Source organism: Brevundimonas sp. R86498 (assembly GCF_044598075.1).
In the GTDB taxonomy this organism is placed as follows: Bacteria; Pseudomonadota; Alphaproteobacteria; order Caulobacterales; family Caulobacteraceae; genus Brevundimonas.
Map to the genome: position 1 here is coordinate 1,773,147 of NZ_CP139004.1, position 14,242 is coordinate 1,787,388.

Below are 14,242 nucleotides of genomic sequence, written 5' to 3' on the forward strand. Positions count from 1 at the left end.
CGCGTCTCCAGGCCGAGGTCGCGGCCCTGCCGTCGGAGGCTTGGGTGCCCCATCCCGATCGGGTGCCGGGCAACAGCGCCGCCCGGTTGATCACCGCAGGCGGGGCAGAAACAGAACTCGGTCCACGGCCAGATGCTGCCCACGCCCTGGCTGGAGGCGATGCCCTATCTGCGTCAGGCCCTCGCCGGGTTCGGCGTGGTCTGGAGCCGGTCGCGCCTGATGCGGCTGGCCCCCGGGACGCGTGTGCCCGAACACGCCGACATCAACTACCACTGGCATAGCCGGGTGCGGCTGCACATTCCGGTCTTCACCCGGCCGGAGGTGCGGTTCCACTGCGACGGCCAGTCCGTGCACATGGCCGAGGGCGAGGCTTGGATCTTCGACAACTGGCGTCGGCACCATGTGGAGAACAGGGCCGAGGTCGAACGCATCCATCTGGTCGCCGACACGACCGGCACGGCGGGCTTCTGGCGGTTCGCCTGCGCCGAACCGCCCCCGCGCGATCAATGGCCGACCGTGGCCTGGAACCCGGACCTGCGGCCGAGACTGCTGACCGAATGCGATCAGCGCGCGCCCGTCATGCCGGCCGCCGAGGTCCAGCTGCTGGTCGAGGACCTGTGCGCCGAACTGGTGACAGCGACGGAGACCGCCGACGCCGGCGAAAGGATCGAACGGTTCGGCCTGTTGATGCAGAGCTTCGTCCAGGACTGGCGCCAGCTGTGCGCGCTTCACGGCGTCGGCGGGGCAGGGCGACCGGAGTTCCAGCGTCTGGCCGACGCGGTCCGCAAGGCCGCCCCGCCGTTAGCCGAGGAGCTGGTCATGCGCACCAACCAGGCGGGGGCGATGCTCGTGCTGGAAAAGCGCGTGCTCCAGCATCTCGTTGCAGACGCTCCCGCTCCGGCGCGCGCCGCATGAGAACCAATCTGGTCTATACCAAAACGTGCTGTCTTTCCCTCCAACGGAGTTTGCCATGACCTTCCCCCTCCGGGGCCTGTCCCTGATCGCCGCAGTGCTCGCCGCCTTGGCCACCCCTGGTCTCGCCCAGGCCGATCCGGTCGGGCGGACCCGCCACGTGATCATCATCGGCATCGACGGCCTGAGCCCCGACGGCGTGCGTCAGGCCGACACCCCCGTCCTCGACGACATGATGGCGCGTGGCAGCTGGAGCCTGCATGCCCGGGGCGTCCTGCCCACCACCAGCGGAGCGAACTGGGCCTCCATCCTCAATGGCGTAGGGCCCGAGCAGCACGGCGTGACCTCGAACGACTGGCAGGTGGGCGAGTTCAACTTCCCCACGTCCGTGACCGGTTCGGGCGGTTTCTTCCCCTCGATCTTCCAGCTCATCACCGACCAGCAGCCGGACCGGGAGGTGGGATCGATCTATCACTGGGACGGGTTCGGGAACCTCTACGACCACCGCTTCGTGGACTATGATGTCCATGGCGAGGACGAGACGGAGACGACCGATCTCGCCGTCGCCTATATCCGCGCGGAACAACCCGCCTTCCTGTTCGTGCACCTCGACGATGTCGATCACGTTGGCCATGCCGACGGTCACGGGACGCCCCAATACTATGAGGCCGTGACCCGGGCCGACGCCCTGATCGGCCGTATCCGTCAGGCCACGGTCGACGCCGGGATCGCGGACGAGACGGTGATCCTCGTGACCTCCGACCACGGGGGCGTGGGCAAGGGCCACGGGGGCGAAACCCTGGCCGAACTCGAAATCCCGTGGATCGCCTATGGCGCGGGGATCAAGCCGGGGGTGGAGCTCGACCTGCCCATCAACACCTTCGACACGCCCGCCACGGCCGCGTGGTTGCTGGGCCTCGACATCCCCTACGCCTGGCTGGGGCGTCCGGTGCGCCCGATCGTGAGTGGAGAGCCGCTGCCGGTCCAGACCTACCGGTCCAGCAGCTTCTACGCCTCGCCGGTGATCGAGCCGGCGAACGGAGGCAATGCGGCTCCCGGGGGGCTGTTCGTCAATCAGCCGGCCCAGATGACCCTCCGCAATCCGAATGACACCGGAGAGGTGCGCTACACCCTGGACAACTCCATCCCGACGCTCACCTCGCCGCTCTATACCGGTCCGGTCGAGATCAGCCGCAACACGATCGTGCGCGCCACCCTGTTCATCGACGGTGTGCCGGCGAGCGTACCGGCCACGGGGTATTTCCGCATTCTGGATCTCGCGACGCCGGACGCGCGGGGTGTGACCTACAGCGTCTACCTGCTGCCCGAGGGACCGGTGCGGTTGCCGGACTTCTCCCGTCTCCAGCCTGTGGCCACCGGCACGACCTATGAACTGACCACCGAGGGCCTGACCCTGCCGCGCGGCGACAGCGTCGCGGTCGTGTTCGAGGGTGCTCTGACGCTGGCCACCGCCGGGACCTATGGCTTTTCCCTAGCCTCGGACGACGGCAGCAAACTCTACATCAATGGCCGGACGGTGGTGGACAACGACGGCGACCACGGCGTGATCACGGCCAGCGGCACCATCGCGCTTCAGCCCGGCAAACATGCCATCCGCGTGGAATGGTTCAACGGCGGTGGCGGGGCCTGGCTGGGCAGCTGGTTCGAGGGACCCGGTATCCCCCGCCAGCCGATCGATCCGAACCTGCTGACGCCACGCCGGGACTAGACAGTCACCGCATCCGGAACCGGGAGGGCTGTGCCGGGGCCAGGGCAGGGACCCGCGCCGATCGTCAGTCTTCGGCGAAGCTCACCCGGTCTGTGTGAAGGCGGCCGCCGCCTGATCAGCTGCCCGGCCCCGCCGGGCTGTCTGCAGTCGAGCCGCGCCGGGCGATGTCGAACGGCAGGATCATGGTCTGCGGCAGGTCGGCATCGCCGGCCTTCGAGCGGATCAGCAGCTTTGCCGCGGCCGCGGTCATGGCCGCGATAGGCTGGACGATGGCTGTGAGCGGAGGATGACTGAAGCGGACGATCGGTGTGTCGTCGAAGCTGATGATGGCCAGGTCGTCGGGCACATCGAGGCCCCGGGTCCCCGCGCATTTCAGGGCGGCCAGCGCCATCTGATCGTTGCTGGCCAGGATCGCTGTGGGCCGGTCATCGAGGGCGAGAAATCCTGCACAGGCCGCCAGACCCGACTCGAAGGTGAAGTCTCCCCGGCCGATGAGATCCGGGTCCACCGCTTGGCCCCTCTCCGACAGGGCCGCGCGATAGCCCTCGAGGCGGGCCCCGCTCAGCGCGTACTCGTCACTGCCGGTTACGAAGGCGACCCGCCGGTGGCCGAGGTCCAGCAGGAGGCTGGTCGCGGCCTTTGCGGCCCCGTGATCGTCCATGGCGATGGCGAACCCGTGGCCTTGCGCTGTCGACCCGATGCGGGCGAACGGCATGCCCATCCGCACCAGCAGACCGGTTATCAGCGGATTGTCGGAGTGTGGCGGAGTCAGGATCACGCCGTCGGGGTGGAGGGCGGAGATCGCGGCCTGGACCTCCCGTTCGACATGGGAGGAGTGTGTGTCCACCAGCTCAAAGATCATCCGGTAGCCAGCCTCGGCGCACTGCAGCATGCCTCCGAGCAACATCTGGTCGACCCAGTCGGTGCCCTCGCCGGACCGCCAGCCATCAATCGTGCGATCGCGATCGTTCAGGGCCAGCAGGAGATAGGATCGCGATCCGCCCATCCGCTGGGCCGCGATGCTGGGGACATAGCCCAGCCGGGCGATGGCGGCGGTCACCCGCTCGCGCACCTCGGCCCGGACGTTGGGGCCGTTGTTGATCACACGCGAGACCGTCTGCAGCGAGACCCCGGCCTCGGCGGCGACATGTTTGATGGTAACCGGTCGTCGCACGCGGGCTCAATCTCCGGCAGGTTCGGCCACCCTGCCGACCCGGCCCTCAAGGGTTAGTCTCTCTCAGGCGGCCATCTCGGATGAGCGTGCCGCGCAGTGCCGGGCGATGAACTGCTCGTGGGTGGGGAGGTCCGACACGACGCGTTTGAGCAGTTCTGCCGCATGGTCCAGCTGAGCGCAAACGCCATCAAACGGGATGCGGTCGACCAGGGGGTGATAGCCGCGCGGGCGCACGCCCATGCCTTCCATCACCGAATGCCAGCTGGCCGCGCGGAACAGTTCGTCAACCCCTTCGGCCAGGGCGCCGTTGGTCCGGAAGAGATCGATCTTCTGCTGCAAACGAGGTGGCAGCTCCATGTCCCGGCACTCTCTCCAGAACGCCGTGTCGTCCCGCCGGGTCGTGCAGTAGTGCAGGATGACAAAGTCGCGGATTTCCTCATAGTCCGCCGTCATGCGCCGGTTGTACTCTGCGGCCAGCGCCTTGTTGCAGTCCCGGTCGGGCAGCAGGCGGAAGAAGAAGTCCATGCCGCGATAGATCAGGTGGATGGCGGTCGATTCCAGCGGCTCGATGAAACCACCGGCCAGGCCCAGCGCCAGCACATTGTGTCGCCACAGCTGCTCGCGCATCCCCGTCCGGAAGGCGACCGGCATGGGGCTGACCACGGGCTCGCCCTCAATGCGCGACATCAGGGTCGCGGTGGCCTCGTCGTCGCTGAGATATTTGCTGCAGAAGACATGGCCATTGCCGGTCCTGTGCTGCAGCGGAATGCGCCAGCGCCAGCCGAAATCCTGCGCCTGGGCGAGCGTAAAGGGCGAAGGCGGACCGACATTCTCGGTCTGGACCGCGATGGCCCGGTCGCACAGCAGCCAGTGCGACCAGTCGCGGAAACCGACGTCGAGCGCCTTGCCGATCAGCAGGCTGCGAAAGCCGGAGCAGTCGATGAAGAAATCGGCCTCCACCACCCGGCCGTCCTTCAGGGTCAGTCGATCGACGAAGCCGTCGGGGCGCAGGGCGACGTCCGCGACAATGCCCTCGGTGCGCGTGACGCCGCGGGCCTCGGCGAAGGTGCGCAGGAACCGGGCGACGCGTTTGGCATCGACATGCAGCGCATAGCTGGCTCCGGCGACCGGCGTGTTCGCGGCCTTGAACGGCAGGGTAAAGCGACCATTGCGGGCCATAACGGCCGCCGGCGAGAAATCCTGCAGCGCTCCGGCATAACCGTTGGCCCGGGCCTTGAGCCACAGCTGGTAGAAGTCGGACAGATCGACCGGCGCACCGATGGTGCCGAACGGGTGGAAATAGCTCTCGCCGATCGCCTTCCAGTCGCTGAACTCGATGCCCAGTTTGAAGCTGGCCCGGGTCTCGCGGATGAACTCCTGCTCGTCGACGCCGAGGCGGGCCAGCAGCTGGAGAAAGGGCGGGACGGTGGATTCGCCGACGCCGATGGTGCCGATGTCGTCGGACTCGACCAGCTCGATCTGACCGAGGCTGCCCTTGAAATGCTCGGCCATCAGGGCCGCCGCGGTCCAGCCGGCCGTGCCTCCGCCCACGACGCAGATCTTGCGGATCGGACGATGGGTCTCGGGGGTCATGGACGCGTCTCCTTTCATGCGGCCCGCAGACCGTTGAGTCCGGCCAGGAAGGCGGCGTGGGTCGGTGTTCGGGCCACGGCTCCGGCCACGGCCGCCTTCATCTGTCCCATGCTGAGCGCCAGGCCCGCAGGATCGAGCCCTTCGATCGCAGGATCGATCTGATCGGGCCGGACATCGAAGCCGTCATAGATGGCCAGCCAGCTGGCGGGGTGGAACATCTCCCAGCGATAGCGGACGAACGCGCCGCGCGCCTTCCACAGGGCGACCTTGCGGGCCAGGGTATCGGGAATGGCCGCCTCGCGCCGCTCCCGCCAGAAGGGCTCGTCCCGGCCGTTCAGCCAATAGTGCAGGATGATGAAATCGCGCGTCCGCTCCATCTCGCGGGCCGACTGGTCGTTGAATTCCTCGATCACGGCAGGCGCGAAGGTCCTGTCGGGGAACAGCGCCTTCAGCCGTTCGATGCCGTTCTCGATCAGGGCGATGCTGGTGCTCTCCAGCGGCTCCAGAAAACCGGAGGCCAGACCCAGAGAGACGCAGTTCCTGACCCAGGCCTGTTTGCGCCGGCCGGGACGGAAGCCGATGCGACGGGGCTCGGTGATGGCCTCGCCCATCAGATTGGGCATCAGGGTGTCCAGCGCCTGCTGGTCGGTCATGTGGCGGCTGGAAAAGACCAGTCCGTTGCCGGCGCGGTGGCGCAGGGGGATGCCCCACTGCCAGCCGGCGGCGCGGGCGGTGACCCGCGTGCAGGGCTCGGGCTCCGTGCCCGGTGCATTCCGGCTCTGGACCGCGAAGGCGGCGTCGCAGGCGAGCCAATCTCCCCAGTCCTCATAGGCCGAGCCCATGGCCTCGGCGATGAGCAGACCGCGAAAACCGGAGCAGTCGATGAACAGGTCGCCGGCGACCTCGCGATCGCCCTCCAGTCGGACGGCACGGATGAAGCCATCGTCCGGGCGCAGCTCGACGCCCAGGATGCGGGCGTCCACGCGGCGGACGCCCGCCGCCTCTGCAAAGCGCCGCAAATGCTGTGCGAACAGGGCGGCGTCCAGATGCAGGGCCCAGTCGAACACCGAAAGGGAGGAAGGCGGGTTGGGGGAGGGAAGGTCAAACCGGCCGGCCTCGGCCAACGACGCACCCAGTGAATAGGCGGCCAGGGGCGTCGCATCGCCGCTCTGCCGTTGTTTCATCCAGTAGTGATGGAAGCCGACGCCATTCAGATCCTGCCCATAGAGGCCGAACGGGTGGATGAAATCGGAACCGGGCCCGCCCCAGCCCGTGAAGCGTATGCCCAGTTTGCAGGTGGCCTCGGTCGCGCCCATGACCTCCGCGTCGGTCATGCCCAGCCGGGCGTAGAAGCGGCGGATCGTGGGGATGGTCGCCTCGCCTACCCCGATGGTGCCGATATCCGAGGACTCGACAACCGTGATGCCGATGCCCGTATGTCTGAGGTGGTGGGCAAGGGCGGCCGCGACCATCCAGCCGGCCGTGCCTCCGCCGACGATGACGATCTGGCGGATCGCCCTTTCGGCCGGTGTCTCGCCGGACGTGCCGTTCATCTCAGGTCCTCGCCGCGACGCTTCGGGAAGCGCTGCCGGATCCGCAAAAAATTCGGCCGACGGTAGCCCGAAGGTCACCGTCGGCCAAGGTTCGGGGGGAAACTAGAAGCGGGCGCGCATGCCCACGGACCAGCGCGGTTCGAACTGGTTGCGTGAATGGAACTGTTCCGCGCCCTCCTCGAACTCGAGGTAGTATTCCTCGATCTCGCCGAACACGTTGGAGCCGTTCACATAGACGGTGACATTGTCCGTCACCTCGTAGGTGACGTTGACGTCCACGTACTGCGCCGTGTCCTGGTAGACCGGGATGGCCCCGAAGGTGCTAGCCAGTCGCGGCGTCCGGATGTTGTAGGCCACCCGCGTCTGGAGCCGGTCGCCCTGGTACCAGATCGCGGCATTGAGCTGGTATTCCGAGTTGTCCGGGAACGGCAGGTCCTCGCCCGACAGGTTCTGGGCGTTCTGCGAGCTGTCGGAGAAGGTGAAGCTGCCGTCGAAGCCGAAGTCCTGGAACAGACTTCCGTCGGTCAGGAAGTCGTCGAGCGCCAGCTTGGCACCCACCTCGACGCCCTGAAGCGATCCGCCCTCGCCCTGGACCGGCCGGTTGACCGGAACCGAGCGACGGACGATGCCGTCCTGATCGGGGAAACTGCCGCCGTTCTGTACGGTTTCCCGGGTGACGAAGCTTTCGATCTCCAGCTTGAACAGGGCGATGTTGAACATCGTTGCCCGGCCCAGATAGTACTCCAGGCTGAGATCGTAGTTGGTCGACAGCCAGGGATTCAGCTCGATGCTGCCGCCGAAGGTGGCACCGGTCACCCGGCGAACGCCGACGGGGGAGGCGGTGGGATCCTCGGGCGTGGGCCCGGCGGAATCGGCCGTCTGGATGGACACACCGCCACCGTAGTTGCCGAGGTCCAGCGGGATCATCGTCTTGTTGAAGGCCCCACGAAGCTTCAGGCGATCACTGAAGTCGTACATCAGGTTCACGGACGGCAGATAGTCCGTGTAGCTGCGCGACGAGATGGTGTCGCCGACGTCCAGGTTGGTATCGCCGTAGTTCATGACGTCACCGGTCAGGTTCTGCCGCGCCGTCAACTCGGTGCGGATGACCTTGACCCCGACGTCGCCGGACAGGGCCCCCAGGGCGATGCCGACGTTCAGATAGCCGCTGTCCTCGACCAGACCGACATCATAGGTGTTGCCGGGGATGATGACTTCATAGGCGCTGCCGAACACCCGCTGCTGGAAGCCCACGACATCGTCGAAGTCGCGCGGATCGACAACCCAGACCCCCGGCAGGCCGGTGGTGATCGAGCCGTAGTCGTCGAGGAAGTAGGTGTTGTTGTTGTCGTTCAACCGCGTCGGCCGGTTGACGGTGTAACCCTGGAAGATGGTCTCAGGGTTGGTGGCACTGACCGGCAGGGCAGGGTTGAAGCCCGGATTGGGCACCTGTTCCCCGGCCGAGCACTGGTTCTGGTTCATGACGACGTCGATCGCCTTCCACTGGACCGAACAGCCGTTGACGTCCGAGAACAGGTGGAAGCTCTCGATCTCGACCTGACGGTCCGAATGGCGCAGGCCGACGTCCACCCGGGTGATGAAGCCCAGGGCGGGCTCGCCCTCGAACGCATAGCTGCCGTCCATCCGCATGACGGACAGGTCGGACTGGTTGCGCTGGTTGCCTTCCGAGGAATAGGCCGCGACGGCATAGCTGTCCTGATTGGACATGTACTGGGTCAGGGGCACGTTCCCCAGGCCCCCGACGATCGGATTGTTGAAGCCGCTCCAGGCCGTGGAGCCGCCGCCGACGTTCAGATGCAGTTGCGGGTCGTTGCCGATACCCAGCGGATTGGGGTTGATGTAACGCCCGCCGGCTGAGCCGACGATGCCGTTGGAAAACTGGGAGGCCGGATACTGGCTGGCGATGGCGGCCGGATAGAAGGGCCCGCGGGTGCGGTCCAGCGGATCGCGGAACAGGGTGAAGGCCCGGTCGGGCGCATACTGCCAGTTCGACAGATCCCCCTGCACCTGCCCGTTCATGCTGAGCAGGGAGGCATCCGCCCGGAGCGCGCGGGCCGAGAAGGTGAATGGGCCGCCCCGGTCGTAGTCGAGCTCAAGATTGAAGTTGGTGGACTCGTTGTTCTTGGTGCGGTTGACGGTGAAGGAGTTCATCCACCAAACGTCGAGGTCGTATTCGGTCACGTCCAGCCAGGGCTGGCCATTGCTGCCGTTGACGCCGGTGACGTCGAACGCGGTCGGGGTCGTCCAGGTCAGGCCGTTCCAGCGGTTGGAGATGTTCAGACCGGCAGCGCGATCATGTTCTTCCAGCTTGGTGTAGAAGACCTCGCCGGTCAGGGTGAAGCCGTCGTCGATCTGCCAGCTGAATGCCCCGTTGACGCCGGTGCGCTTGCGTTCGACCACCCGCCGGAAGCTGTCATACCCGTGCGGCGCGATCCAGTTCTGGTCCGAGCCGCCCCAGTCGTTGTTGCCGAACAGGCCGCCGGAGATGCCGGAGTAGTTGTTGCCCAGATTGGATTCGCTGTGGACCGCCGACAGCATCACGCCGAACCGGTCGTTGCGCCAGTTCAGCAGGCCGTTGAACAGATAGTCGTCCTCGCGGGTGTCCTCGCCGGTGGAATACTCCGCGGCCTTGGCGATGGTCAGGCCGTCCTGAAAGTCGAACGGGCGCTGGGTGCGCAGGTCGATGGTGCCAGAGATGCCGGAAAGGGCGTTGCGCACGTCCATCGACTTGAACACGACGATGGAATTCATCAGCTGGGCGGGCACATCGTTCAGATTGGGCTGGGCGCTGCCGAGATTGCCGGGGGCCAGATACTGTTCGCCGTTCAGCAGGGTGACCACCTGGGGCAGACCCCGGATATTGACCGTGGCCCCCTCGCCGGCGCTGCGCTGGATCTGGATGCCGCTGATCCGCTGCAGGGCGTCGGCGACCGTGACGTCGGGCAGTTTGCCGATGTCCTCGGCCGAGATGGCGTCGACGATCGAGGTCGTGTTGCGCTTGATGTCGATCGATTGCTGCTGCGACGCCCGGATGCCGGTGACGATGATCTCGTCGACCGTCGTCGCCGTCGGATCGGCTGCGTCCTGGGCGAAAGCCGGGGACGCGAGCGCTGTACTGGCCAGCAGGGCCGTCAGCATGGATCTTGCCTGCACTCTCATGGTCTTGTCCTCCTCAGTTGATGCCGCCTCTGTGTGCGGCTTGGTGTCAGGGCTTCAGCGTTCGTGGCGACAGTGTCGCCTCTCCGCCAAGGGTGTCATCCAGCGCGTCCCGCCCGATCCGGACGCGATAGGGTCCCGCATCGATGCGCCAGCCCGGCGCGGCGGTGTCGTATTCGGCAAGGATTCGCGGCTCGGCGGTGATGGAGACGCGGCGCGTCTCGCCCGGCGCGAGCGTCAGCCGTGACCAGCCGGCGAGGCGCCGGGGGGCTCCGTTGGTCAGCGGCGTCACATAGAGCTGGGGCACATCCGTTCCGGCGCGGTCGCCCGCGTTGGTCACATCGAAACTGACCGTCAGCCGGTCCCCGTCCTCGATGCGCAGGCCGCCGTACTCAAAGCGGGTGTAGCTGAGGCCATGACCGAACGGGAACAGCGGCGTATGGCGCTCACGTTCATACCAGCGGTAGCCTACGTCCGAGCCTTCGGGATAGTCGACCGGAAAGGGGGCGAAGAGCTCGGCCGAGCCAGCGCCCGCGTTCGAGGCCGCGTCCGACGCCTTCAGCGCTTCCAGCCCGGGCGGCGTGGGCCGCGGGGCCTGGTCGGCGCTGCGGGGAAAGGTCATCGGCAGGCGGCCGGACGGATTGACCTGTCCGAACAGGATCCGGGCCAGGGCCTCGCCGCCACGCTGGCCGGGATACCAGGCCTGGATCACCGCCGGGACCGCATCGATCCAGGGCATCAGCACCGGACCGCCGGTCTCCAGTACGACGGTGGTGTTGGCGTTGGCCTCAGCCACGGCGGTGATCAGATGGTCCTGGTCGTCCGGCAGGGCCAGGGTCTCGACGTCCTGGGCCTCGGTCGTCCACTGGGTGGCGAAGACAATGGCGGCGTCCGCGCCGCGCGCGGCCTGCGCGGCGACAGCAGGATCGTCGCCGGAGACGAAGACCACCTCGGCCGACGGTACCAGGGCGCGGATCGCCTCCAGCGGCGAGGAGGCATGATAGGTCAGGCGCGCGAACGAGGCCGCCGCACCCGAGGTCAGCGGGATCTCGACCGGGGCCCCGCCCACCGAGCGGACCTGGGAGGATCCGCCGCCGGAAAGCACCCCCACGTCGGCATGGCCGCCGATCACGACGATGCGCTGGATGGCGGTCGAGAGGGGCAGGGTGGCGCGTTCGTTCCGGAGCAGGACGATGCCGGCCTCGGCGGCGCGCTGCGCGACCTCGGCGTTGGCGGCATAGTCGATGTCCTGCGCTGTCGTGGGGACGGGAGCGTCCATCGCGCCGGAGTCGATCATGCCGATGAGGATGCGGCGCACCATGTCGTCCAGCCGGGCCTCGGGCACACGTCCTGCGGCGACAGCCTCCGCGAGAGGCTCGCCGAAGAAGATCTGGCGGTCCAGTTCCTGGCCCGACTCCTGGTCCAGACCCGCCAGCGCCGCCTTCTCCGTGGAGTGGACGGCCCCCCAGTCGGACATGACCCAGGCGGGATAGCCCCAGTCCCGCTTGAGCACCTGGTTCAGCAGGAAGTCGCTCTCGCAGGCATAGTCGCCGTTGACGCGGTTGTAGGCGCACATGACCGAACCGGGCGCGCCCCGCTCGATGGCGATCTGGAACGCCAGAAGATCGCTTTCGCGCAACGCCGCCTCATCGAGGCGGGCGTCCATGATCATCCGGCCGGTTTCCTGGCTGTTGAAGGCGAAATGCTTGACCGTGGAGACGATGTCGTTCGACTGAACCCCGCGAATGTGGTCACCGGCCATGATGCCGGCCAGCAGCGGGTCCTCGCCGAGGTATTCAAAGTTGCGCCCCGCCCACGGATCGCGCGTCAGGTTCACGCCGCCGGCCAGAAGCACGTTGAAGGTCTTGGCCCGGGCCTCGGCACCGATCATGGCCCCGCCGGCATAGGCAATCTCCGGATCGAAGCTTGCGGCGGTCGCGAGGCTGGAGGGTAGGGCGGTGGCCACATCGCCGCGCCGCTGTTCGACCTGGTTGGCGACGCCCAGACTGGCGTCGCTCTCGCGCAGGGCCGGGATGCCGAGGCGCGGAATGCCTGGCACATAGCCCGCGGACGGGATCATCTCGGAAAGCGGCGCGCCCGGCGTGCGCTCGGCCATGGGCGGGAAATAGCCGTGCACCAGCTGGAGCTTTTCCTCGCGCGTCATTCGGGCCACGAGGGCATCAGCCCGGGCGGCCGCCTCCCTCTGCGGAGCGGCCAGCGCCGCCGGGGCGGCCGCCACGGCGGCAGGCGAGGCGATCCCCTGGCCGGCAAGAAGCGCGACAACGCTGATCGACAGGGCGAGCGACGATCGACGTCGAGCCGGATAATACATGGTCCCTCCAGACATGGCCGGGACAGGGAACAGAGGGCAGTCGGCCCGCGGCCGACCGGTCGTCCGGACACACCTCATCGACCCCGCACGGGGCGGGTTGCGGACAGGCGTCACCGTTGCCTCACCTCATAGCGAAGCAGCCCGCAACGTCCGGATCCGGTCGGTGTGTCGGCCCTCTGTTTCCAATCCCGAGGGTCTTTCGCCCTCTCCGAAAAAGAGCAGACCATATGTTGAGAGCGTTCACAACCAGATTTTGGCCACAAACTGTTACAGCTTCAGCGGGACGCCCTGAGGGCCCGCGCAGGACGATCAGCAGGCCGCGGGGGTTGGCTGGTCCCTGATCCCGATCAAAAGGATCAGGGCCAGGGCCGCGAGGGCCGCCAGCAACAACAGAAGGGCGGTGAAATCGCCCTTGTCCGCCATCAGCCAGGCCAGGGAGGGCGCGATGAGCGCGGGCAGGGTGTTGGTCAGGTTCAGTATCCCCATGTCCCGACCGCGATGACGGGGGCTCATGAGCAACTGCATCGCATAGGCCCCCTGCAGGGCGAGGAAGATCGCCACGCCACAGGCGAACACCACATAGCCCGCGGCCGCAGGGGCCCATTGCGGCAGCAGGGCCATCACAAGCAGACCGGAAGTGATCATGGCGGCGGATCCGACAAGAAAGGGCTTCCTGGACCGGACGGCATCGGACAGGCGGCCCGCCGCAATCGCCAGGGGGACCAGCAGGACGGTCACCGACCCTGCCAGCCAGGCGACCTGTCCGGACAGCTCCGGTGGGCCGAAAAGCAGCCCGGTCCGGTCCACGGTCTGGAAAAAGAACAGAAGGTAGGCAAACAGGATGCTGCCGGCGATCTGGACCAGCAGGCGGGCGATCCAGACCCGGACGAGCGCGTCCCGTCGAAGCCCGCCGGCCGCCGGGGTGAGCGCCGGCACGGGAACGATCGGACCGCGCCGCCGGCTGACCAGCAGGAAGGGCATCATGGCTGCGGTGACCAGCCCGCCGATGATGCCCAGCTGTGCGGCTTCGTCGAGACGGGGGGAGGCCGTCACGACGATTCCGGAAAGCGCTCCGAAGGTATAGACCGCGCCCATCAGCCCGCCGATCAACCCCTTCTGGTGATCGGGCACCTCATCCGCCACGAGGGCGCTTAAGGGGGCCAGCATCAGGTTCAGGGCCGCCTGAAAGGCCATGACCGCCAGGACGATCGTGACCGACGTCGTGCTGAGGTGGACAAGCCCATATGAGCCCAGTGTCAGCGCGAGGCCCGCCGCGACCCACGGCCGGCGACCACGTGGGCCCGAGACGCCCCTGTCGCTTGCCATACCGACCGCAATATTGACCACGCTGGCCACGATGGCCCCAAGAAGCGTCGTGAGGCTGAGAAGGGCGACCTTGTCGCCCGGGGCCAGCGCCTCGATCTTGACGGGCAGGACCAGGGTCAGAAGGGGGACATAGGCGATCACGCCCCCGCCCCATGCCAAAGCGTAGAGAATCAGGAACTTCAGGGTGCGCGAGTGAACTGGTGGTGGCCCGTGACTGTCGGGTTCGGACCAGATCAGCATGATAGCCTCGTCCTCCCCTCTCGCGATTTCCGCTCCGTGCGGCTCGGGTAGCCTCGAACCATGGATACGATGTTCAACCCAACTCGCGAGGATGGTGGATCGAGAGCGACGCTAATGAAAGGGCTGTTCAGGCTCTCGCCTGGGATCTGACGAGAACACGGAAGCGGAGCTCATCAAGGCCCGCAGGCCGGCTGAGGTGCCGCCGT

Annotated in this window: 8 protein-coding genes; 2 read left to right on the forward strand and 6 right to left on the reverse strand. The window is 67.1% G+C overall.

What is annotated here, in order from left to right; genetic code table 11:
* Positions 1-132: 132 nt before the first annotated feature.
* The gene (locus tag SJY26_RS08605) at positions 133-915 is read left to right on the forward strand and encodes an aspartyl/asparaginyl beta-hydroxylase domain-containing protein (RefSeq protein WP_396592649.1); all 783 of its coding nucleotides are present in this window, start codon (positions 133-135) and stop codon (positions 913-915) included.
* Positions 916-970: 55 nt separating this feature from the next.
* Complete coding sequence (locus tag SJY26_RS08610; RefSeq protein ID WP_396592650.1) at positions 971-2,641, forward strand: alkaline phosphatase family protein; 1,671 nt, start codon at positions 971-973, stop codon at positions 2,639-2,641.
* 115 nt (positions 2,642-2,756) lie between these two features.
* Here the strand turns inward: SJY26_RS08610 and SJY26_RS08615 are convergent, their stop codons facing one another.
* The 6 genes from SJY26_RS08615 to SJY26_RS08640 form a co-directional block, all read right to left on the reverse strand.
* Positions 2,757-3,815 carry a LacI family DNA-binding transcriptional regulator gene (locus SJY26_RS08615; RefSeq protein ID WP_396592651.1) on the reverse strand — a complete coding sequence of 353 codons (1,059 nt, stop codon included), beginning with the start codon at positions 3,813-3,815 and terminating at the stop codon, positions 2,757-2,759.
* A 63-nt stretch (positions 3,816-3,878) separates the two neighbouring features.
* Entirely contained in the window at positions 3,879-5,408 is a 1,530-nt protein-coding gene (locus SJY26_RS08620; protein WP_396592652.1) for a tryptophan halogenase family protein, read from the reverse strand.
* 14 nt (positions 5,409-5,422) lie between these two features.
* The gene (locus SJY26_RS08625) at positions 5,423-6,961 is read right to left on the reverse strand and encodes a tryptophan halogenase family protein (RefSeq protein WP_396592653.1); all 1,539 of its coding nucleotides are present in this window, start codon (positions 6,959-6,961) and stop codon (positions 5,423-5,425) included.
* 102 nt (positions 6,962-7,063) lie between these two features.
* The gene (locus tag SJY26_RS08630) at positions 7,064-10,141 is read right to left on the reverse strand and encodes a TonB-dependent receptor (protein ID WP_396592654.1); all 3,078 of its coding nucleotides are present in this window, start codon (positions 10,139-10,141) and stop codon (positions 7,064-7,066) included.
* Between the two features lie 46 nt (positions 10,142-10,187).
* Complete coding sequence (locus SJY26_RS08635; RefSeq protein WP_396592655.1) at positions 10,188-12,470, reverse strand: beta-glucosidase; 2,283 nt, start codon at positions 12,468-12,470, stop codon at positions 10,188-10,190.
* A gap of 309 nt (positions 12,471-12,779) precedes the next feature.
* Positions 12,780-14,036: an MFS transporter gene (locus tag SJY26_RS08640; protein ID WP_396592656.1), complete on the reverse strand. Its 1,257-nt coding sequence runs from the start codon at positions 14,034-14,036 to the stop codon at positions 12,780-12,782.
* Between the last annotated feature and the right edge of the window lie 206 nt (positions 14,037-14,242).